This is a genomic window from Corynebacterium sp. zg254 (genome assembly GCF_024701495.1).
GTDB classification, from domain to species: domain Bacteria; phylum Actinomycetota; class Actinomycetes; order Mycobacteriales; family Mycobacteriaceae; genus Corynebacterium; species Corynebacterium zhongnanshanii.
This window is the reverse complement of record NZ_WIAR01000002.1, coordinates 146910-169254: the sequence shown is the minus strand read 5'-3', so window position 1 is coordinate 169254 and position 22345 is coordinate 146910. Positions and strand designations below refer to the sequence as shown.

Sequence of the window (22345 nt, the reverse complement as noted above, 5' to 3'; positions counted from 1 at the left end):
GACTAGGAGACGGTGGCCGGGCGGGGGTGAGGCTCGGCGTCGAAGGGGATTGTACGGGAGTCAGGAAACATAAACGCAAGCAGATTGCGCACGCACACGTAACACGTGTACACCACCAGCGCGTTGCGCACACAGAGCACGAGCGCGATCCACAGAGCCGGCCCGTCCGTGAGCTCCAGATACGCATACGGGAAGATCACCGCAGACAGCAGCGCGGTGCCCAGGAACCCTCGTGCGAGGCGGGGGCGATTCTCCCGCGCCAGGAGCAGCGCCACAATGGGGGCCACCCACATCAGGTACTGCGGCGAAAAGACCTTATTCGCCACCAGCAACGCCATCATGATGCTCAAGGTGGCGTGCATGACGTAGTCCACCGACCAGCCGCGCATCCGGGAGTTCGCCGAACGGAAAAACTGGGCCAACGCCAGTACTAGCGCGGCCACGATCGTCAGTAGCATCAGGGCATTCGTGAACGCCAGAGCAGTGGTCACGCCGGGGCCGGTGATCTCATAGCTCTTCGACGGGGACCACGCGACCGTCCACTGGCCATCCGTCAGTGCCGCAGCTAGGACGAAGGGGGTAGCGGCCACGGACTCCACCTGCAAACCGCGAACATCCTGGTAACTCAAGGGGGAGAGCAGGCGGTCGACGTCGGCGTGGCTCAGGGTCAGTGCTGCGATGGCTCCAAGGCTTGCGACGAATACCCCCACGCGCATCCATGTCTTGGACTCCGTCATCCGTCCCACCAGGCTCACGGCGATCACACCAGGGGAGAGCTTCATCATGGTGGCGTAGGCCAGCAGTGCCGGGGCGAAGGATCCCCACCGTGTGCTGAGCATCGCGATGAAGCATGCGACAACCAGCCCCACAGCAAGATCCAAGCGCGTCAGGATGAGGGGGCCCATGCACACGTTGAAAGCGGCCCAGAACCAGGCCGCGCGCAAGGCGCCGTCCCGGGAAGGGTGCTTGGAAAAATAGAGCATGAACAGGCCGGAGATTCCCACGTTAAACAGTAGGAAGAGCCACGTAAATGTGGAGGTGCTGTGGTTGCTCATCATCTCGAGCAGACGCAGGGGCCACAGGCTAGCGTCCGGGTACTCGGAGAGACTCCCGTGCCAGGGGTCGTTCAGCCCGCGGTGATAGTAGTGCACGTCGTCCACGCTGAGCCCCCACAGACCAGTCACCCCGAGGTTGATGACTTGGGCTACGCACCAGAGGATCCAGGGTTTCCTGGCGTCCGTGTTCACAGCTGTTCGGAATCCTGTGTGAGGGCGGCCAGGGTCTGATTCATGCCGTTAATAAGCTCCTGTTCGAAGGATTCGTTGCCGCCCATGGCGATGGCGACCAGTGCCCGGGAGAGCTTTGTGGTATCGCCCTGAACCAGGCGCTCATGGGTCACGTGGGTGACCGTCTGTCCGTCAGGGGTGGTGTCCTCCGTCAGTGTGTAGCGCCATCGGGTTCCGTTAATGGGGATGCGGAACTCGAGGACACGGGGTTCGAACCACTCGGTGATGACCGAAAACGTGGGCCACCACAAGGGCCCACGCCGGTTCAGGTTGAGGGTGAGGCTTCCCACCATGTTGTTGGGGGAGCCGAAGCTGATCATCTTCATGCACTGGGGGCTGCGGGCGCCCATGGCGGATAGATCGCTGAGCTTATCCCACACTACGGCTGCGGGTGCGTTGATCGTGCACTGTGCTGACAGTCGAGGGGAAGCGATGCTCATGAACCAAGATCATAACCGACGCGCACCGTGTGCTGCGGTAATGAGGGGAATTTTTCCTCAATGTTTGCGGGATGTGCTCTTTTTGGGGGAGTGGTGGCTATGGGTGGAGTTGCTGGCGTTGGTGCTCTTGAGGGAGCCTAGCTAAAAGCGGTATATTGAATGCATCTTTAATGATGATTCTTCAGTTCGGAGTAGTGGCCGAATTGCTGCCGACTCATCACTGAAGTATGAACCGACATCGTGACCGAAAGGAATCACACATGCAACTCCCCATCCACGAGGCAGGAAAGCCCCAAGAGATTCCAGCGCTGAACGCCAGCGCGATCCCCCATGCACTGCGACACGGCGCCATCCACGGCGCACTCGGCACACGTCAGGTGGGCGAGGCGATGATCCTCATCGCCCCGCACAACCCCGTGCCCCTGTTGCGGGAGGTAGAGGCTCGTCCCGAGACCTTCGACCTGGAGTACATCCAGGAAGGACCCGAGGACTGGCACATCAAGTTCACCCGCACGGCGTAGGCCTGACCGCACTCTGCACGTTTATACGTTGACAGCCCGCGCGCTTACACATTGAGCGCTGGATGCAGCCTCTTCATCGTCCAGGTGCGTTGGCTGCGCGCCGTAAGCGTCGTTATTGTCAGGAACAGCGCGATCAGGCACAGCAGCACCACGATGGCAATCGCCAAGCGCTCATCGTAGGCACCGTAAATGACCTGGCGGTATCCGTTAACCGTGTAGGTCATCGGGTTGAAGTGATGCAGCATCTGAATGACCTTGTTTTGAGTCTCCACCGGATACAAACCACCGGAGGAGATCATCTCCAGAATCAACACCGCCATGGACACCACGCGGCCGGGTCCGATGCCCAACACCGCGATGAACATCTGAAGCTGCGCGATGAACATCGCGGACGCCAAGATCGCGAAGGCAAAGGTACCCACCAGATTCACCGGCTCTAGTCCCACCACCCACACGGTGGTGGCGATCATGACAACCGCCTGCAGCATGCCGATCACGAGCCCTGGGAAGTAGCCGTCAAAGGCTGCCCGCCAGGCACTGATACCGGAGTTCACGGTGCGAGTCTGCAGCGGGCGGAGGATAAAGAAGATCACGATCCCGCCGATGTACAAGGACAGGCTAAGGAAGAACGGCGCAAGGCCTGGGCCGAAGGCGTGATCGCCGGCGTCGTTGAAACTATTCAGCTCCACGGGGTTACCGATGGTGTCCGCGGCATTCTGCGTTTGCTGCGCGTTCCACCGCGGAATTTGCTTCGAGCCGTTATCCAGGCCGGTGTAGAGCTGGTGGGCTCCCTTGTCCAGTTTGGTGCTGCCCTCGGCGGCCTTGTGGGTTCCCTCGGACAGGCGGTGGGCTCCGTCGAGCAACTTGGCGTTACCCTCGTCGAGCTCCCTGCTTCCCGTGGCGAGTCGGGACGAGCCATCCTTGGCCGTCTTCAACCCCGCGTCCAGCTGCTGCGCACCGTCGTTGATCTGGCGCACCCCGTCGGTCAGCTGGTCGAGTTGGCCCGTGAGCGACCCAGCCTGTCCCAGGCCCGCCTTCAGCGGGGAGGACGGATTGTTGAGCTGGTAATCCAGATCGCCCGTGTCCCGCGCCAGCTGATTCAACTGCTCTCGTTGCTCGGGCGGCAGGGCATCGGCCACCCGGTTGAGCTGCTGCACCACCCCGTTGATCTGCGCTGCCCGACCGGCGAGCTGATCGGCGTTGGCGCGCAGTTGATCCACGGTGTCCGCCGAGGCCTTAATATTTTCCGACGCCGCGCTCACCCGGGAATTCAGCTCGGCCGTTCCAGCGCTGAGCCGTCCCGCACCGTTGCTGAGCTCACCCAATCCATTGTCGAGCTTCCTTGAGCCGTCTGCGAGTTGGGCGGAGCCGTCCTTGCTGCGGCCTAGCCCCTCTTCCAGCTGGCGTGCCCCGTCGTTGAGCTGGGCGGTGCCGTCTTTGAGCTGGGCGGTGCCGTTTGCTATCTGCTTGGCGCCGACCGCGGCGCGCTGAACGCCGCCACCGGAATCCATCACGCCCACCAGGATCTTGTCCACGGCTTGGGTGGAGATTTTGTTGCTGACGGTGGTGAGCACTTCCTTCATGACGTTGTTACCAATGATGGTGGAAAGGTAACCATTGGTATCGTTCATGGTGGTGATCAGCCGTGCTTTTTCAGGGCTGTCGGTGGAGGGGGAGGTCACTGCCTCACTGAAGTTCTCGGGGATCTCCAGGGAGAAGTAGTAGGTACCGTTTTTCACCCCTTGTTGTGCTCCTTCCGTGGAGGTATCGATCCACGTGATCCGGTCGTTGTCGTGGAGACCTTGGACGATCACATCACCGGCATTGACGGAGCTGGTCTTGCCGTCCTTGTCCGTGGTTGTGGTGCCCTTATCGTTGTTAACCAACGCGATGGGAAGTGAATTGACGTTGTTGAAGGGATCCCAGAACGCCCACAGGTAAACCGCGGAGTAGAGCAGGGGCATGAGGATCAGGGAGATGATCGCAAGGCGCGTGAGCCTGGAGCGTTTGAAACTACGAATCTGGCTATTAGGGTTAAACAGCGCAATCATGTCTTAAACCTCCGCGTCGTCTGTGTTGTGAGTGTGTGGGGCGTGAGGGCGTGCCGTGCGTCCCATGTCGCTGCGGGTACTAAAGGGGTGCGGGGCAATGGCGGTCATCGCATCGATCGTGCGGTCAGCGTTCCAGGTGATTCCGGTGTGCTCTGGGATGACGTGACCGGCGTCCGTATTGAGCTGGATTTCCGCGGCCAACGGGACGGCAGGGGAGTGTGCGAGCCGTGTGAGCTGGTTGATCGGGTTCACCGACGTGACCACCACAGGAATCTCTTCGGACAAGGCGACTAGCCGGTCGATGAGGTACATCCGTGTGGCCAGTTCAGGAACCTGTTCCAGGTCGTCCACCAAAAGGATCTCCGCTGGTGTCTGATGGGCGGGGTGCATGGCCAGGCTCATGCGCAGCAGGAGCTTGTCGATGCCCGCTAGTTGAGAGATGTAGGCGTTCAGTGGGGGAAGATCACGGTCGCCGAAGATGCGCCTGCAGTAGTACTCGAGGTCGGCGTCGGTGACGCGCGAGCGAGGTTTGTACCAGGGTGAGGCCCAGGCTTTGTTCTCCGTCAGGACCTCTTTGACTGTGACGGATCGGTCCAGAAGATCGATTTGCTCCACGCCCGCCAGTGCGGTGATTTTTTGAATGGTGGCGATGTCCGTGTGCCCGAGAACCTCGAGCGTTCCCTGTGTGGGCTTCATGCGTCCTGAGAGGACGAGGGTGAGGGCAGTGCGTCCGGAGCCGGAGGGGCCCACGAGGCTGGTGATGCCCGTTGCTGGAACGTCGAAGGAGACGGGGCCGAAGACGGGGCCTTCGTCACCAACTAATTCAATGTCGTGCGCGCGCATAGCGAAAGACATGATGTTTTACTCTTCCTGTGGGAGGGGCCGTCTGGGTTCGTGTGGTTACGCCCCATCGTCACACATCAACGTCATGTCATAACGTCGTGTAATGACGAAATCGTCAGAAAATATCTTGTTGACATTACCCCACAAGCAGGAATTACGGCAACACTCCACCAAGTGACTATATGTGGGATGCACTTCAGCTCGGGATTATCGGCATGGCCAATCAAATTCGTCGAAATTTCGTTCGTAGCCTCTTGCACATGCCAAGGTATGTATGTTTGTACAGCTATTAAGTTTTCCAAATCGCAGACAACGAGCGCATGGCATGTTAAGTATTAATTAGTCAACAAAAGTTGACTTGTTCATCACGTAAGGAGGATTTCCATGAGTGTCAACAACTTCAAGGGAGTGGTGGTCGCTTCTGCAACAGTCATGCTGTCGCTAGCGTTGGTTGGCCAAGCAGTTGCTGCTCCTGCTGGTGGCCCAGCGGCGATGGGGTCTGCGATTTCAGCAGTTCATGATTCTCATTATGGTGTAATCACTATAACTGGAAGAGGTATTGCTCCAACGTCGCGAGGATTGTCAGGTGGAGCCTTCGCTGTAGATTCGCTGGGCGGGCATTCTATTAAATCTACGGAAGATGGAGACTCCTTTTCCCAGGTGGTCACTATTGATAGTGTCACCTCCCCTGACGCCTATGTCTTCGATTTCGCCCTTCCTGCAGGGTTTACGCTTGAAGAGGCTCCCGATGGTGGTGTTTTTTTCCGTTCAAGCAATGGCGAGGCTGCAGGGCGTATTAAAACGCCTTGGGCGGTCGATGCGAAGGGAAAACAAGTTGATACTTACTTTGACGTACAGGGTAATCGTCTTGTTCAAAAGGTAGATCTAAGCTCGGACCTTCAGTATCCAGTGACAGCTGATCCTGATGGAGCCTGGGGGGGGACTAAGTGTGTGGCCGCGGTTACTGCCGCGATCGCTGTTCCTGCTGGGGCGGTTGTCAAGCTGGCCAAGTTCGTGAAGGCGATTGGCAATGTGAAGGAGGCAATTCAGTTGCTAGTAGGAGCAACAACTAATGCGGAAAAGTTAGACGGCGCGCTCTCGGCTGCTGGTGCTACGGCTTCCGAGCTCTTGGGAATTGCTGCTATTAAGGATAATTGCTAGGCGCTTAGTAGTAGAGGAGGCTCCATGTTCGAAAAACTGTGCGCATCATCAGTGTGCCTGCTAGTTATAGGCTGCTTGCTCATCGCATTATCGGATGGCCCGTCCTCGTGGTCTGCAGTGAGTGGCTTTGTGTGTCTTGCGCTTGCCGTGGTCGGAGCTGTTGCTGCTTTCACTCAACGACAGAACACGCCCAGGGCGGTCCGTCTGACTGAGAGTGAGAAACAGTCCCTACGGGGCGAACTGGAGAGCGGAGGGTTGGTGAGCGCCGCACGCCAGCTGCGCCGAAAGCACCCTGAGGTCACGCTGTCACAGGCAAAGCACATTCTGGAGGCCCTTGAGAGTTGATGAGGCGGACCGCACATGATTACCCCACAGGTAGGAACCACAGCAACACTCCACTAAGCTGTCACACGTGGAATACATCTCAACGCGCAACCCCCAACAGACCCCAGCTAAGTTCACCGATATTCTCCTCGGCGGCCTCGCCCCAGACGGCGGCCTGTACCTGCCCGCAGAGTATCCGAGCATTACAAACGACATGCTCACCCGCTGGCGCGCGTTGCTCGCCGATGAATCCCGCGGCTATCCAGCCCTCGTTGCCGAGGTCCTCGCGCTCTTTATCGATGACATCCCCGCCGAGGAGCTGGATGCTATCGCACACAGGGCGTACAACACCCCGAAGTTCGCCCACCCGGACATCGTGCCCGTCACCCATTTAGAAGACAACATCTACATCGGCCACCTGTCCGAAGGGCCCACGGCAGCCTTCAAAGACATGGCCATGCAGCTTCTGGGTGAGCTGTTTGAATATGAGCTTGGGCGTCGGGGAGAAACATTAAACATCCTTGGCGCCACCAGCGGCGATACCGGGTCAAGTGCAGAATACGCCATGCGCGGCCGCCAGGGAATCCGCGTGTTCATGCTGACACCGGCAGGCCGCATGACCCCCTTCCAGCAGGCACAAATGTTCGGACTCGATGACCCGAACATCTTCAATATCGCCCTGGACGGCGTGTTCGACGATTGCCAGGACATCGTCAAGGCCGTCAGCGCCGATGCGGAGTTCAAAGCCACCCACAAAATCGGCGCGGTGAACTCCATCAACTGGGCCCGCCTGATGGCCCAGATCGTGTACTACATCAGCTGCTGGATCCGCGTCACGGACTCCAACGATCAGCAGGTCAGCTTCTCCGTGCCAACCGGAAACTTCGGCGACATTTGCGCAGGTCACATCGCCCGGCAGATGGGGCTGCCCATCGATCGGCTCATCGTCGCCACCAACGAAAACGATGTGCTGGACGAGTTCTTCCGCACTGGCGACTACCGCGTGCGCAGCTCCGCCGATACGTACGAAACGTCCAGCCCCTCCATGGACATTTCCCGCGCATCCAACTTCGAGCGCTTCATCTTCGACCTTCTCGGCCGGGACGCCGAGCGCGTCAACGAGCTGTTCGGCACGAAGGTCAAGGAGGGCGGCTTCAGCCTCAGCGACGACCCCGCCTTCCCAGAGGCCGCAGGGACGTACGGTTTCCTGTCCGCCTCCTCCACCCACGCTGATCGTGTCTCCATTATTTCCGACGCCCACTCTCGTCTCGACACGCTTATCGACCCACACACGGCCGATGGTGTGAAGGCCGCCCGGGAGGTGTCCGATCAGGTGCACACCCCGATCGTGGTGCTGGAGACCGCGCTGCCCGTGAAGTTTGCGGACACGATCCGCGAGGCGATCGGGCAGGAACCAGAGATTCCGGCTCGCTTCGCGGGCATCATGGAGGCCGATCGTCACGTCACCGATTTGCCTAATGACGTGGCCGAGGTTCAGCGGTTTATTGAGGAGTCTATCGCCCAGACTGAGGAGATCGAGCACTAAGCTCCACTGGCACTGCAGCTGCAGGTGTGTATCCTCGTTAGAGTGAAAAAGACAGTATCCATCGCTATGGCATTTGTCGGACTCACTGTGGGTGCCGGCTTTGCCACAGGTAAAGAAGTTATCCAATATTTCATGTCCTTCGGCCTGGTCGGGCTGTGGGGAGTGGCCATCGCTGGATTGGTTGTGACCATCAGCGGCGCGGTCTTTTTGCAGATCGGTAGCTACTTCCTGGCGGATGAACACAACATGGTGTTCAAAAAGACCTCCCACCCGATCGTGTCCCGATTCCTGGACATCTCCGTAACACTGACGCTGTTCTGCATCGGTTTTGTGATGCTGGCAGGCGCTGGATCGAACCTGGAACAGCAGTTCGACCTGCCCGCCTGGATCGGCGCGTTGATCATGACAGTGATCGTGATCCTCACCGGCATGCTGGACGTTGACAAGGTCAGCCGCGTGATCGGTGGCCTGACCCCGTTGATCATCATCGCGGTGATCTTCGCGTTCGTCTACACGATGATGAACATGCCGGACACCTCCACTGCGGAGGCTCTGGCCCAGGCCGAGGAGTCTCCGGTGTCTCCGTGGTGGCTGTCCGCCCTGAACTATGACGGCCTGGCGTTGCTGCTGGGTGTGTCCATGACGTTGGTGATCGGCGGAAACTACGCCTCGCCTCGTCAGGCGGGCATGGGCGGCATCATCGGTGGTGCTATCTACACCATCATGCTGTTCATCTCTGCGATCACGCTGTACCTCAACATGGAGGACGTTCAGGGCACCTCGGTGCCGATGCTGGAGATCATCAACCAGATCCACCCAACGCTGGGTATCATCATGGCCTTCATCATCTTCGTGATGATCTTCAACACGGCCATCGGTATGTTCTACGCCCTCGCGCGGCGCGTGACCGCCAGCACGAAGTTCTCCTTCCGCCCAGCGCTTATTGGCGCCACCCTGGTGGGCTACGCCGTGAGCTTCGTGGGCTTCGAGTCTCTCATGGCCAAGGTCTACCCAGTGATCGGTTACGTGGGTCTGCTGATGATCGCGGCACTCGTGGCGTGGTGGATCAAGTCCCGCGCTCGCATTGCTCGCGAGTCCAAGCGTCGTGACCGCATCCACGAGCTGACTACCCACCGTGAGGATCCCGAGGAGGACTTCAGCGCTAAGGAGGAGCGCGAGCTGGACAAGCACCTCTCCGAATCCCACATTGACGAAGAGCAGTTGGCCGAAGTTATCGATGGGGAAGTCAAGGACAAGCTTGACGACTAGTCCCTGCGCGGCTAGCCCGGGGGCTAGTTCTCCCCGCGGCTATTTCTCCACAATGATGCGGCCCATCTGGCCCTTCTCCATCATCGCTGTGGCGTGGTTCACCATCGTATAGGTGCCCGCCTCAGCGAATTCTATTTCTACAAACCCTCCCTGTGCCGCCAGCAACGGCAGCACCTGAGCACCCGTGTTCTGCTGTATCCCGTGCCGCAGGCTGTAATTCCCCTCACTGAACACCGTATCGAACACAGCTCCCACCACGTGGAAGCTCAACGCCTGGGTGGGGCCTAGGTTCACCACCCAGATCCGCACGCGCTCGCCCACCTTCACACGCAGCGGCTCATCGGCGTACTGATTCGGATAGCCATTGAATGCGGCTAGGTCGTAGCGGTCGTCGCGCACCTTCGCAGCATCCGCACCGGTCTTCTCATCGCCGAGGAACACCTCGTGTGCCGCTAGGGCGAACTCGTGGTCCACGGGATCCAGTGCTAACTCGGAGCCTGGCGCGGGGTCGATGACCATCATGCCGGCCATCCCGTTGGCGATGTGCAGGCTCATGGGATTCGTGCCGCAGTGGTACATCCATGCGCCGGCTCTGCGCGCCGTGAACTCGTAGACCAGCTCTTCGCCCGGTTGGATGGTTGCCATCGTGGCATCCGGGCTCACCTCGCCGGCGTGGAAGTCCACCGAGTGCCCCATGGAGCCCTCATTTTTCAGCGTGATGCGGAAGCGATCGCCCACAGTACCTCGGAGTACGGGGCCCGGCGCCTGGCCGTTAAACAGCCACTGCATCTGTTTCTTGCCGGGCGCGACCTCCCGCACTTCCTCGGTCATCACCATCGTGAGTTCGTGCACTGCGGTCTTCTTCGCCGCCGGCAGCCGCGCGTCGCGAACCTTATGCTCCGAGGATTCGCCACGCGCACTGTGTGATTGTCCTGGGCCATGCGAGTGCTGCGAGGCATGATCACTGTCAACCACCGTGACCTGCAGTACCATCCCCGCTTGGCGGTGCCCTGCCACCGTGCACCACCCCTCGCTATCCTGCCCGATCACACCGGCGTCCAGCCGGTCGCTCTGCCCCGGGGAGAGCATCTTAGTGGTCTGACCGTTGAGCGTCAGGTCGTGCTGCATCGTACCCTTGTTCGTGACGTTCACGATCAACGTGGCGCCGCGCGGCACCTCGATCACGCTCGGCGAGTAACTCATCCCCGTGATACTGATGTCCTTCGTGACGACCTCACCCGTGGGAACCACGTGCTGCTGATCCATCGCCCCTGATGTATCCGACGCCCCCACCGCCGCGCTATCCCGATCCTGCGTGGGGATTCCACCGTGGAACATGGTGAACGTCACCATCACGATGGCTGCGATGGCAAGCCCCACCACCAGCCTGGTTGCCCAGGAGCCGCCCTGGCCATTCGTATCGTTCTGGTCTTTCGGGTCGGTCGGGCCGTTCGACGAACCAAGAGTGACACCAGTCATGACAGTGTTAAACCTCCACTCGTGGGGTGTGTTGGTGGGAGATGGTGGCATGCATAGAGCCGCCCCGCACGGTGAGCGTGACAGAGACCAGCAGGAACACCACCACAGCAAGCACGGTCACCACGCCAGCTACCTGCCAGGGGCCCGTGGCTTGCCGGGCGGCACTGATCACGCGGGCGGCGAGGCCCGTGTGGAGCAGCACGAGTGCCACATACATGACTGGATGGTAGGGGAGCGGCCTGCGGATGACCCCAGTTAAAATGATCGGCGCGTGCGCCAGGATCATGGACATCGTGAACCCGATGAACAGGGTGTGCACGGCTGCGTCGTAGGCAAATCCGGCGCTGGACTGCCCGAAGGCGAGCCACACCAGGCCCGTGATGCTCAGCCAGGCGTAGGCCAGCATCATCGCCACAGCACTAAAACGAGGCAGGCCGGTGGACTTCAGCATGTGGCGGGCGATATCCACGCGTGCGGTGGCCACGGCGGTGACGATCAGCAGTGCGCCGATCAGTGGGTAGCCCAGCTGTGGTGCGGCGATATAGATAATCGACGCCGCCGTCACCGCGCAGATCAACGCCGTCAGGTGGGTTTCGGCGTTCGCACCGGCGATGGACACCCGGGCGAGCTCACAGCGCTCACCGATGATGGTGGCGACCACGAAGACGGCGGTGAGCGGGAGGATGTCCGCAAAGGCCGCGCCGCTGGCGAACAGGGCGGTGGCCGATGCGCCGCCGATCACGCCACAGGCCTGGATGAGAACCGCCAGGCTGGGCTGGCGCCGGTAGATGCTGTAGTAGAGCGCGCCGAGCACACCCTGGCTGAGGGTGAACATGATGCCCGCGATGGCCTGCGGATGCTCGGTGATGAATGGTGGAGCGAACGTGGGCTGCGAGGCGGCACCGATGAGCGTGATGACTCCCAGGGCGTGGAAGCCCGGTCCCGCCCACGGCCAGAGGGTGTGGGTAGGGGAGCTGTTGACTACGGACACGGCGCGTTCCAGGCCGATGGCTCCGCCGATGAACCCGAAGACCATGAGGGGGCCGTGGATCCCGGACAGTGTGGTGCTGAGATCGTTGGTGGTCACGCCCAGCCGGCTCAATGCGGTGATGAGGCCCAGAAGAAGGGAGACACCTGCGAAGAGCAGGAAGATGTAGCGGGGCCACACTGGTGGACGACGACGGGTATCGCGGAGAGACGCTGTCACAGCTATCAGTCTAGGCAATAAAGATGTATTTAAAAAGCATCATTAAAAGCTAATGAGCCTGCCCCGGTTGGGGCAGGCTCATGCAGCGATGAGGATTCGTGCAGCGTTTAGCAGTCGAAGTACATCTCGAACTCCTGCGGGGTAGGACGCAGGCGCACGGGAGCAATTTCGTTGTCGTACTTGTAACCGATGTAGGTATCGATCAGGTCCTCGGTGAACACGCCACCCTCGGTCAGGAACTCGGAGTCCTCCTCCAGAGCCTTCAGGGAGGCCTCCAGGCTGGTTGGCGCCTGTGGGATGTCCTTGGCCTCCTCTGGTGGGAGCTCGTAGAGGTCCTTGTCCACAGGAGCGTGAGGCTCGATGCGGTTCTTGATGCCGTCCAGACCAGCCATCATCATGGCCGCGAAACCGAAGTATGGGTTTCCGGATGGGTCCGGAGCGCGGAACTCGATGCGCTTGGCCTTGGCGTTGGAACCGGTAATTGGAATACGGATGGCAGCAGAGCGGTTACGCTGCGAGTACACCAGGTTGATTGGAGCCTCGAAGCCCGGAACCAGACGGTGGTAGGAGTTCAGGGTTGGGTTGGTGAAGGCCAGAACCGCGCCGGCGTGCTTCAGGATACCGCCGATGTAGTAGCGCGCGATGTCGGACAGGCCTGCGTAGCCGTTCTCGTCGTAGAACAGAGGCTCGCCGTTCTTCCACAGGGACTGGTGGGCGTGCATACCGGAGCCGTTGTCGCCTGCAAGAGGCTTCGGCATGAAGGTTGCAGCCTTGCCGTGGGATACAGCAGTGTTCTTGATGAGGTACTTGAAGGTCTGCAGGTCATCGGCTGCCTTCAACAGGGTGTTGAACTTGTAGTTGATCTCCTGCTGTCCACCGGTTCCCACCTCGTGGTGGAAACGCTCGATCTCGAAACCAGCGGCCTGGAGGTTCTTGGTCATGGCGTCGCGGACTTCCTGGGTCTGGTCGTATGGCGCGACAGGGAAGTAGCCACCCTTCAGGCGGGTCTTGGAGCCCAGGTTGTAGGAGCCATCCAGGTTGAACTCTTCGCCACGGTTCCACCAGCCCTCATCGGAGTCCACCTCGAAGAAGCTGCTGTTGATGTCCGTGGAGTAACGAACGGAATCGAACAGGTAGAACTCTGCCTCTGCACCAAAGAAGCAGGTGTCCGCGATGCCCGTGGAGGCCAGGTACTGCTCGGCCTTGCGGGCAACGTTGCGTGGGTCGCGGGAGAAAGGCTCGCGGGTGAATGGGTCGTGGACGAAGAACTTGATGTTGAGGGTCTTCGCCTTGCGGAATGGGTCGATCTGCGCGGTCTCGAAGTCCGGCAGCAGGTTCATGTCCGACTCTTCGATGGTGGTGAAGCCACGGATGGAAGAACCGTCGAATGCCAAGCCCTCCTCTGCGAGGTCTTCGTCGAACATTGCAGCGGGGATGGTGAAGTGCTGCTCGATACCTGGCACATCGGTGAAGCGAACGTCAACGAACTCAATCTCGTTGTCCTTGATGTACTTGACGATGTCTTCAGCGGTCTTAAATGACATGATCTCTTCCATTCCTTTATGTGGGAATTATTTCCTGCAGGCCCTAGGCCAAACGTCCTACTCGGGAAACTAGAACCTCGTAGTCACACAGTGTAGAAAAGCGTTGTTGCTTAACTGTCACTTTAGTGTTTCGAGAATGTTAACTAGTGATATGTCGTGAACCACACTGCAAGGTTCACCGTGCACTCGCTAACAAACCCAATGCCTTCAACTGTACTGAATCCTGCGGGTCAATGTGCATTGGGGGAGGGGGTGCGGATAATCTTTGAAGCATCATGAGTAAAGAGCAGCCAAAAAACAACAAGCCCACGAGCACACACCGGCGCGCCCAACCGAAGCCCCGTCGTTCGTGGTTGGAGGGTCCTGAAGTTCCGGGACAGTACGAGGATCCCGCTGCACCCAGCACCTATGCCGGCGAGAACCTAGGTCTGCCACAATCCGGTCCGGGATCGCTGGCGGGGCTCTTCCCCCGCATGGCAGCCCTGCTGATCGATTGGCTGATGTGCTATGCCATGGCGTTCTTCATTACCCGCATGACTGATGCATTGGGAGACTACGCAACCGTCGCGATGTTCACCTTCATCGTGTGGCGCATCGTCACCGTGTGGCTGTTTGCCCAATCTCCGGGACATGCATTCCTGGGGCTGGGTGTGGCGCGCATCGACGATGGCTCCAAGCGCGTGGGCCCGTGGCGCTCGGTGGTGCGCACCCTGCTGACGGTCTTCCTGTTCCCGCCGGTCATTCAGGATACCGATGGCCGCGGTATGCACGACCGCGCCACCGGCACCGCTGTGATCCGTGTCCGCTAGCGTGCGGCGGCGCGAGCGATCCCCGCTCTCCTATGCACCCACCAGCGCAGACACTCCCTTGATGAACAAGGCCAGGGCGAACAGGCCGAAGATGGCGGCGGCTGCGGCGTCGATATACGCGCCCGCTCCCAGCAGCCTGCGCTTGATGCGCTCGGTGCTGACTGTCACGGCGATCAGGCCGTGACACAGTGCCACTTCGACAACGATGACGATCACCAGCACCACGGACACCCACAGCGGCGCCTGCGTGGGCATCAGCGGCGCCATAATCGCCGCGAAATACAACACCGCCTTGGGGTTAGCAAGGTTGGTCAATAGTCCCGCGCGGTAGGAATGCCCCAGCGACCCGAGGATATTGCTGTGATCATCGACGCCCAGCTCCTCGACCGACTGGCCCCATTGAACACGAGCCGAGCGTGCCATGCCATAGGCCATGTAGGCCAGCCATAGGCCGCCCACGAGCTGAATGATGCCCATGGCCTCTGGTGCAGTGGAGAGAAGTGTGGCGACACCAAAGACGGTGAGTGCCACCCAGAGCGCCACGGCCGTGGAAATGCCGGCGACCGCGGCGAGCGCGTGGCGTCGGGATTTCGTGGCCAGACGCATGATGAGGAACACATCCGGACCCGGTGAGTAAATGCCCACCACATTGATGGCGAGAATGGTCAGGAGAGCCTGTACATCCATGGCGGAGACCGCTTAACTATGGCGAGGGTCTAGAAGGATACCTGCGAGGGGCACGTTCTACTTCTTCTTGCCACGCTCAGCGGCACGGCGCGCACGGCGCCCCATGCCGGAAATCTGACCGCCCTTCGGCAGCGGACCCTTCGGGATGCCGCGCTGTGCGTTCGTCAGGCGGGAAATCGATTCCACGCGGCCGTTCAGGGCGTCCACCTCGTTCTTCTTGACATTGCGAGGCATGCGCATGAGGTGGCGCTGGAGCTTCTTGACGGGCACCTGGCCCTCCTCGTTGCCCACCACCACGTCGTAGATCGGCGTGGCTCCCACGATGCGGGCCAACTTCTTGCGCTCCTGAGCCATCATCGGCTTCAGACGGTGAGGCGCACCCTCACCCACCAGGACAATTCCAGGGGTGCCGACCACACGGTGAACAGCATCCATGTGGGTGTTGGAGGCAACTCCTGCCTCCGTGATCCACTTCATGCCCACACCATCGCGCATGTTCTGCAACGCCCACGCGGCGGCGCCGGCCTCACCCTCGATCTGGTCATAGACACCCTTTTGCAGACGGCGGTTAAAGACCACCAAGGCCAGCATGGCACCCAGCACAATGCCCACGGGAATATTCAGGAACCAGTAGCCCCACACGAGAGACAACAGACCCAGCAGAATGATTGGAGCCAGAAAAGCCACAATCATCCAGGGGACCAGCGCCTTATCGCGCTGCTTCTGAAGCTTGAACGCCTGCCACATCTGGGAGTACTGAGTGCGACGGGCCTGCTTCTTCGCGGCCTTTTCTGCCTTCTTGTTTTCCTTTTCGCGGATGTCCTTCGCCATGCGTTTAAGGATAGAGCACAGAACTAACGAGCAGTAACTGGGGTCTCGGTAGAAGAACCGTACTTCTTCAGCAAGGAGGACGCTTCCTGGGACGTGGTGCTGTCCAACGTGGCCTCCAGGTGCTGCAGGTTGTCAGGGATAGCCTCTCCGCGAGCGTGCTTCGCCTGAGCATACAACCGGCCCGCACGGTACGAGGAGCGCACCAAAGGACCAGACATGACGGCCTTAATACCTGCCTCGTAGGCGAAGTCCGAATGCTCCATAAACTCCTCCGGCTTCACCCAGCGCTCAATGGGGTGGTGCATGGAGGACGGGCGCAAGTACTGCGTAATGGTGAGAATATCCGTGCCTGCTGCGGCGAGATCCTTGATCGCATCCCGAACCTCCTCAGCGGTTTCACCCATGCCCAAAATCAGGTTGGACTTGGTGACCAGACCATAGTCATGCGCGGCCTGAATAACCTCCAGGGAACGGTCGTACTTAAACGCCGGACGGATGCGCTTAAAGATACGGGGAACCGTCTCCAGGTTGTGCGCAAATACCTCAGGCTCGGACTCGAAGACAATCTTGAGCAGCTCGGGGCGGTTAGAGAAGTCGGGCGTGAGGTTTTCCACGCCCGTGTTCGGGTTCAGCTCGTGGATCTTGCGCACGACCTCCGCGTACAACCAGGCGCCCTCATCATCCAGATCATCACGCGTCACACCCGTGATCGTGGCGTAGCGCAGACCCATCTCCCGAATATTCTCGGCCACACGACGCGGTTCGTCGAGATCCAAGGGGGAGGGGCGACCGGACTTAATCTGGCAGAAATCGCATCGGCGGGAGCAGGTATCCCCACCGATGAGAAAGGTAGCTTCGCGATCCTCCCAACACTCGTGAATATTGGGGCACCCCGCCTCCTGGCAGACAGTGTGCAGGCTCGCGCCAGACACACGGTTTTTCATATCACGAAACTCAGGACCCATCTTTGCGGTGGTGCGGATCCAACGTGGCTTAGACTCGATCGGAGTCTGCGAGTTCTTCGCTTCGATCCGAAGCATTCGACGGCCTTCAGCGTTCACAGTCATGCCCACCACCCTACGCGCTTTTCGGGCGCGTGCGCGACTAGCAAGTAGGGGCACTCGGGAGCTGCGTAGAGCACGACGCGTGGGCCTTGTCTTCTGGATGTGTGACCTATTGTTCTGGCAGTTCGTGCTTCTCCACATGCAAGTCACCGTTCAGGGCATCGATGATGTGTTGGCGCAGGTGAGGCTCGGCGTCGGACACACGAATATCACGGCCGAGTTCGCGCGACAACGTGGCCACGCCCGCATCGGACAGACCACACGGCACAATGTGGTCGTAGTACTCCAGCGTGTTATCGCAATTCAAGGACACGCCATGCATCGTCACACCACGGGTCACGCGGATGCCAATCGCCGCGATCTTCCGAGCCGGAAGCAGCTGGCCATCAACCACCCCAGCCGGCAGCCACACGCCAGAACGGCCCTCCACGCGGCCCACGTTGTTCACACCGAAGTCCCGGCAGGTGGCGATCAACGCCTCCTCCATGCGGCGGACATAATCCACCACATCCACTGGATCGGCGAGCTTAATGAGCGGGTAGGCCACCAACTGGCCAGGGCCATGCCACGTGATCCGGCCGCCGCGATCCACATCCACCACGGGAAGGCCATTGGTGGGGCGATCGGAATCCTCCGTGCGCTTGCCCGCCGTGTATGTGGGGGGATGCTCCAGCAACAAGACGGTGTCCGGGCGCGTGCCGTCGGCAATCTCCGCGGCCATCTGCGCCTGACGCTGCCAGGTGTCCGCATAGTCCACCTGGCCGAGCCACTCCACCTGGATTGGATCGCTGTTCCGCCGAATACTTCCTTCTTGGAAACCCATGGGGGATAGTGTACTCGCCGTAGAAAGCACGCACCCCCGGAACCTCGAGGATCTCGAGGCTCCAGGGGTGCGAGGTGCGGGACGTGCCGCAGGCGCCTGAGGGCTTAGAGCTCCAGGTCCGCCTCAAAGTCGGCCTTCTCCAGGCGATCACGGACGGTGGACAGGAAGCGTCCAGCGTCGGCACTGTCGATAATGCGGTGATCGTAGGTGATCGGCAGGAACACCATGGAACGGATAGCGATGGCCTCGCTGCCGTCCTCCTCCATGATGACCGGGCGGCGCACAATGCGGCCGGTGGCCACCAGCGCAGCCTGCGGAGGAGTGAGGATTGGCGTATCGGTGAGGGCGCCTTCGGAACCGATGTCGGTCAGAGTGAAGGTGCCATCAGCCAGGTCGTTTGGCTTGAGCTGGGAGTTGCGCGCGCGATCGGCCACATCAACGATGGCCTGAGCCAGCTCCGGCAGAGACAGCTTCTGTGCATCCGCGATTACAGGGCTGAGCTGGCCCTCCTCCGTGTCCACGGTGACGCTCAGGTTCACGGACTCGTGGTAGGTGACTTCCTTCGTCTCCGCGTTGTAGGACGCGTTGATGTTCGGGTGGGACACCAGAGCCTCGACGATGGCCTTCGCGAAGAACGGAACAACAGTGAGCTCCGCACCGTGCTTGTCTGCGTAAGCCTCCTCGTGTGCTGCGATCAGGTTGGTGATGCCGGTGACATCCACCTCGTGAACCTGGGTGAGCTGTGCAGAGGAGTGCAGGGACTCCAAGGTCTTGGAGGCAGTCACCTCGCGGACGCGGTTGATGCGCTGGGTGCTTCCGCGCAGCTCTTCCTTGCGAGGATCCACCTTGTGCGTGGAGGCGCGGGAACCGGCGTTGCCGGAGGACTGGGAGGTCTCAGACGTGGCAGAGCCAGACTCGTCAGAGCCAGAGGTCGTGTCTTCGGAGGTCTTGTCCGCTGCGGCCAGAACATCCTGCTTGCGGATGCGGCCACCCACGCCCGTTCCGGACACGGTGGACAGGTCCACGCTGTGCTTCTCGGCCAGCTTGCGGACCAGTGGGGTGACATAGGGGAGGTTGTCCTCGGACGGCTCGCCGGCGGACTTCTTCTCGTCCTTGTCTTCAGACTTCTCGGCCTTCTTATCCTCCTTGGACTCGTCAGCCTTCGTGTCCTCGGACTTCTCAGACTTCTTCTCGTCCTTGTCGTCAGACTTCTCAGACTTCTCGGAGTCCTTGGACTTCTTCGAGGACTTCTTGGGTGCAGAACCGTCGCCGATGCGCGCGATGACGTCGCCCACATCCACGGTGTCATCCTCGTCAGCCACGATCTCCACCAGGGTGCCCGCCACTGGGGAAGGAATCTCCGTGTCCACCTTGTCCGTGGAGACCTCCAGCAGTGGCTCGTCGACCTCCACGGAGTCGCCGACCTTCTTCAGCCACTGGGTGATGGTTCCCTCGGTGACGGACTCGCCCAACTCTGGCATGGTCACATCTTCAGCGTCACCGGACTCGGCGGCAGCGTCCTCATCGTCTGCTTCGTCGTCCTCATCATCTTCGTCATCGGAGGACTCGTCGGCGTCGTCGGCATCCTCGTCGTCAGCATCGTCAGCGGCGTCGTCCTGATCGTCCGCCTCATCAGCGCCATCTGCATCATCAGCGTCAGCATCGTCGGCGTCGTCCGAAGAGTCAGACGCCTCATCCTCGTCACCGATCACAGCAATGACGTCACCGACGTCGATGGTCTCGTCCTCATCAGCCTTGATCTCGAGCAGCACTCCGGCGACGGGGGAAGGGATCTCGGTATCGACCTTGTCGGTGGAAACTTCCAGGAGAGGCTCGTCGACCTCCACGGTGTCGCCGACCTTCTTCAGCCACTGGGTAATCGTGCCCTCGGTGACGGACTCGCCCAGTTCGGGCATTTCGACGTTGTGCGCCATATCTGTGAAGCTCCTCAAGGTTTAAAGCTGCGATTAACGGTCTCAAGCCTACTCAAACACGAGGTGTTCTTCACGCGAGGTCGCATAATGCCCGCTGCAGCACAACCGCGGCGGTGCTCAATACGTGCGTGCACACCCACTGTCTGTGCCCGTATCTGCTGGTGACAGTGGGTCGTCCTGTGTGCTCCCAGAGATATTCGACGCCGAGTGTCCACCCCGAAAGGTCCCCAGCTCCGCCTCGGGGACGCCGCAGCCTACGGTTCACCACGCCGCCTAAAGATTATGGAACTAGAAGGATTATGGGGCAGTAGTTAACTGTTCCGAAAAAGATGAGCGCATCCTGCCGTAAAATGAGTTCCTGTGTTTAATCTTTTCGGACGTTCGAAGAACAAAGGCGCCACACCTCCGCGGGCGCCGGGGCAGACCGTGCGCGCGAAAGATCTGGACTACCTCAAGCGGTGGACGTCCGGACGCACCGGGGTAGAGGGGTTTGTGGAACCCGAAACGCTGGTCAATGAGATGTCCGTGGTGCTGGTGGACGCCGCAGGGGAGTGGACGCGCCGCGCCATTGGTGGCCCGAAGGGGATCGACGCCGTGGCGCGCGGTGTGGGAATCCCTCTCTATTTCGCGGAAGAGACCGGTTACCCGCAACGCATGCGCGAAAAAATTGAGCGCGATCGGCTGCTCAAAGCCCGCGAGGAGCAGCGGCAGCGCCGCGCCGCCCGGCAGGCCCAGAAGGACGCGGACTGCTCCTAAGCGACCGGTCCTGCGTGCGCTTCTCTAGCGCACGTCAGACTGTCGGCTGCGCGCTGCCTAGTGATCGACCTCGCCACGCGCGATGGCCTCCAAGCTGGCCACGATCGTGCGAACTGGAACACCCGTTCCGCGCTTCGGGGTGTATCCGTGCGCGGAACCCGTGTTGTAGGCCGGCCCGGCCACATCCATGTGCACCCACTGAACGCCCTCGGCCACGAACTTGGACAGGTAGTGCCCGGCCACACTCATGCCGCCCCAGCGGGAGGTAGAGATGTTCTTCAGATCGGCCACATCGCTGGTGTTTTCCTTCGCCAGCTCCTTCGGCAGTGGCATAGGCCACGCATTCTCACCCACATTCTGGGAAATCATGGACACGCGATCACGGAACTCGATGGATCCCATGATGCCAGGCGTGCGCTCACCCAAAGCCACCATCTGAGCTCCCGTGAGGGTAGCCGTTTCAATGAGGAAGGCCGGCTCATCCTCACACGCGCGGGCGATCGCATCGGCCAGGACAAGGCGACCTTCGGCGTCGGTATTAAGAACCTCGGAGCTCAACCCGCCGTAATGCACAATGATGTCGCCGGGGCGCGTGGCCTTGTCGCCAGGCATGTTCTCCGCGAGTGGAATGGTGGCGGTGACCCGCAGGTTCAGGCCCAGGCGTGCGGCGGCGATGATGGATCCCACCACGGCCGCCGAGCCGCCCATGTCCGAGATCATGTTCCACATGTTGGCCCCAGGCTTCAGGGAGATGCCGCCGGTATCGAAGGTGATTCCCTTGCCCACCAGAGCCACCAGTGGGGTGTCCTGAGCGTCCTTGTTGTAGCTCACACGCACCAAACGGGGCGGGCGGGCAGAGCCCTGTCCTACGCCGAGGATGCCACCATAGCCTTGCTCCTCCAGCTGGGATTCCTTGAGAATCTCCACCTCCAGGCCCTCAGCCTCAGCCGCGTTCTTAATGAAGGAGGCATAGGACTCCGGGTAGAGCACATTGGCGGGAGCGTTGACCAGGTCGCGGGCCAGCGCAACACTGTCCACCAGCACCCGGGCATGCTGCAGGATCTCGTCGGCACTGTTGTCCTCCTCGGTGGCAGGAGGGGTCACCACACTCACCGTGGCCACGGAGGGCTTCGCTTCCTTAAAACCGGCGTAAGTGTAGGCGCCCAAGGCGTGGCCGATCACCGCGGCCTCGGGATCGAAGATGCCCAGCATGGATACCACGGAGGCCGGTTCCTGATCCTTGGTGCGCTGTACTGCACGAATGGCGGTGCCGGCACCCTCGCGGATGGTTTCGGCGGTCAGCTCATCGCTATCGCCCAAGCCGATGGCGATGATGGTGGTGAAGGGGGAAGACTCTTTAGTGGAGTCTGCGCCGGCCTCTTCTGACTCGTCATCGTGGGAGAAAATAGAGGCTGCGGGAACAGTAGTGACTTCGCCTGGTGTGCCCTGGGCGCCCAGGGATACAAGCAGCTTCCACAGAGTGATCTCGAGGCCTCGGCCCCACGCGCCTCCTAGGCTCCCGGCCAGTTCAAGTCCGTTCTCGCCGTGGAACACGGGCACGATGAGGACGTCGGCCGTGAGTGAATCGTGAGCATCGGCGCCCAACGGTGCGATGGATAGTTCCGGCACATGACCGCGGGACAAGTTGGACGGAGTGACAGCGGGCTGGGACACGAGAGAAACCACCTTTTCACATGTTTTAGTGACAACGCTCACCACCATACCCCGAACAAAGCCGAGGGGAGCGGTACACGTGTGGGAGGTGAGTTG

At 60.5% G+C, this 22345-nt stretch carries 19 protein-coding genes; 6 read left to right on the top strand and 13 right to left on the bottom strand.

Annotated elements, in window-relative coordinates; genetic code table 11:
- Window positions 1–2: 2 nt before the first annotated feature.
- Both GC425_RS06390 and GC425_RS06385 read right to left on the bottom strand, forming a co-directional pair.
- Complete coding sequence (locus GC425_RS06390) at window positions 3–1247, bottom strand: hypothetical protein (protein ID WP_151844412.1); 1245 nt, start codon at window positions 1245–1247, stop codon at window positions 3–5.
- Entirely contained in the window at window positions 1244–1726 is a 483-nt protein-coding gene (locus GC425_RS06385; protein WP_231699752.1) for an SRPBCC family protein, read from the bottom strand. The genes GC425_RS06390 and GC425_RS06385 overlap by 4 nt, the downstream gene beginning before the upstream one ends.
- A 260-nt stretch (window positions 1727–1986) precedes the next feature.
- On the opposite strand from GC425_RS06385, the gene GC425_RS06380 reads away from it, so the two are divergent.
- Entirely contained in the window at window positions 1987–2247 is a 261-nt protein-coding gene (locus GC425_RS06380) for a DUF2249 domain-containing protein (RefSeq protein ID WP_151843035.1), read from the top strand.
- 44 nt (window positions 2248–2291) lie between these two features.
- On the opposite strand, the gene GC425_RS06375 is transcribed toward GC425_RS06380, so the two are convergent.
- The gene (locus GC425_RS06375; protein ID WP_151844411.1) at window positions 2292–4298 is read right to left on the bottom strand and encodes a YhgE/Pip domain-containing protein; all 2007 of its coding nucleotides are present in this window, start codon (window positions 4296–4298) and stop codon (window positions 2292–2294) included.
- 3 nt (window positions 4299–4301) lie between these two features.
- Complete coding sequence (locus GC425_RS06370) at window positions 4302–5153, bottom strand: ATP-binding cassette domain-containing protein (protein WP_151844410.1); 852 nt, start codon at window positions 5151–5153, stop codon at window positions 4302–4304.
- 372 nt (window positions 5154–5525) lie between these two features.
- On the opposite strand from GC425_RS06370, the gene GC425_RS06365 reads away from it, so the two are divergent.
- From GC425_RS06365 to GC425_RS06355, 3 genes are all read left to right on the top strand, one after another.
- Window positions 5526–6302 (top strand): hypothetical protein, encoded by a 777-nt coding sequence (locus tag GC425_RS06365; RefSeq protein ID WP_151844409.1) that lies wholly within the window; start codon window positions 5526–5528, stop codon window positions 6300–6302.
- Window positions 6303–6714: 412 nt separating this feature from the next.
- Window positions 6715–8172: a threonine synthase gene (gene thrC / locus GC425_RS06360; RefSeq protein ID WP_151844408.1), complete on the top strand. Its 1458-nt coding sequence runs from the start codon at window positions 6715–6717 to the stop codon at window positions 8170–8172.
- A 66-nt stretch (window positions 8173–8238) separates the two neighbouring features.
- Window positions 8239–9441 carry a hypothetical protein gene (locus GC425_RS06355; RefSeq protein WP_151843039.1) on the top strand — a complete coding sequence of 401 codons (1203 nt, stop codon included), beginning with the start codon at window positions 8239–8241 and terminating at the stop codon, window positions 9439–9441.
- A 39-nt stretch (window positions 9442–9480) separates the two neighbouring features.
- Here the strand turns inward: GC425_RS06355 and GC425_RS06350 are convergent, their stop codons facing one another.
- The 3 genes from GC425_RS06350 to glnA form a co-directional block, all read right to left on the bottom strand.
- Window positions 9481–10920, bottom strand: coding sequence for a multicopper oxidase domain-containing protein (locus tag GC425_RS06350; protein ID WP_151844407.1), 1440 nt, complete (start codon window positions 10918–10920; stop codon window positions 9481–9483).
- A gap of 7 nt (window positions 10921–10927) precedes the next feature.
- Window positions 10928–12127, bottom strand: a complete 1200-nt coding sequence (locus tag GC425_RS06345; RefSeq protein ID WP_231699751.1) for a hypothetical protein — start codon at window positions 12125–12127, stop codon at window positions 10928–10930.
- A 107-nt stretch (window positions 12128–12234) separates the two neighbouring features.
- Entirely contained in the window at window positions 12235–13671 is a 1437-nt protein-coding gene (gene glnA / locus GC425_RS06340) for a type I glutamate--ammonia ligase (protein ID WP_151843041.1), read from the bottom strand.
- A gap of 275 nt (window positions 13672–13946) precedes the next feature.
- Between glnA and GC425_RS06335 the strand changes: the two genes are divergently transcribed.
- Window positions 13947–14480, top strand: a complete 534-nt coding sequence (locus GC425_RS06335) for an RDD family protein (protein WP_151844406.1) — start codon at window positions 13947–13949, stop codon at window positions 14478–14480.
- A 30-nt stretch (window positions 14481–14510) separates the two neighbouring features.
- Here GC425_RS06335 and GC425_RS06330 read toward each other — a convergent pair whose 3' ends face one another.
- From GC425_RS06330 to sucB, 5 genes are all read right to left on the bottom strand, one after another.
- A complete protein-coding gene (locus GC425_RS06330; RefSeq protein WP_151844405.1) occupies window positions 14511–15167 on the bottom strand; it encodes a LysE family translocator in 657 nt (218 codons plus the stop codon).
- A 57-nt stretch (window positions 15168–15224) separates the two neighbouring features.
- Window positions 15225–15998 (bottom strand): DUF4191 domain-containing protein, encoded by a 774-nt coding sequence (locus tag GC425_RS06325; protein WP_151843044.1) that lies wholly within the window; start codon window positions 15996–15998, stop codon window positions 15225–15227.
- Between the two features lie 23 nt (window positions 15999–16021).
- Window positions 16022–17065 (bottom strand): lipoyl synthase, encoded by a 1044-nt coding sequence (gene lipA / locus GC425_RS06320; RefSeq protein ID WP_151843045.1) that lies wholly within the window; start codon window positions 17063–17065, stop codon window positions 16022–16024.
- A 106-nt stretch (window positions 17066–17171) separates the two neighbouring features.
- Window positions 17172–17885, bottom strand: a complete 714-nt coding sequence (lipB, locus tag GC425_RS06315) for a lipoyl(octanoyl) transferase LipB (protein WP_151843046.1) — start codon at window positions 17883–17885, stop codon at window positions 17172–17174.
- A gap of 104 nt (window positions 17886–17989) precedes the next feature.
- Complete coding sequence (sucB, locus tag GC425_RS06310; RefSeq protein ID WP_151844404.1) at window positions 17990–19819, bottom strand: 2-oxoglutarate dehydrogenase, E2 component, dihydrolipoamide succinyltransferase; 1830 nt, start codon at window positions 19817–19819, stop codon at window positions 17990–17992.
- Window positions 19820–20179: 360 nt separating this feature from the next.
- Here sucB and GC425_RS06305 point away from each other — a divergent pair, with 360 nt between their 5' ends.
- On the top strand, window positions 20180–20575 hold the full coding sequence (locus tag GC425_RS06305) for an oxidoreductase (protein ID WP_151844403.1): 396 nt from the start codon (window positions 20180–20182) through the stop codon (window positions 20573–20575).
- A gap of 57 nt (window positions 20576–20632) precedes the next feature.
- On the opposite strand, the gene GC425_RS06300 is transcribed toward GC425_RS06305, so the two are convergent.
- Window positions 20633–22297, bottom strand: a complete 1665-nt coding sequence (locus tag GC425_RS06300) for a leucyl aminopeptidase (protein ID WP_374707637.1) — start codon at window positions 22295–22297, stop codon at window positions 20633–20635.
- Between the last annotated feature and the right edge of the window lie 48 nt (window positions 22298–22345).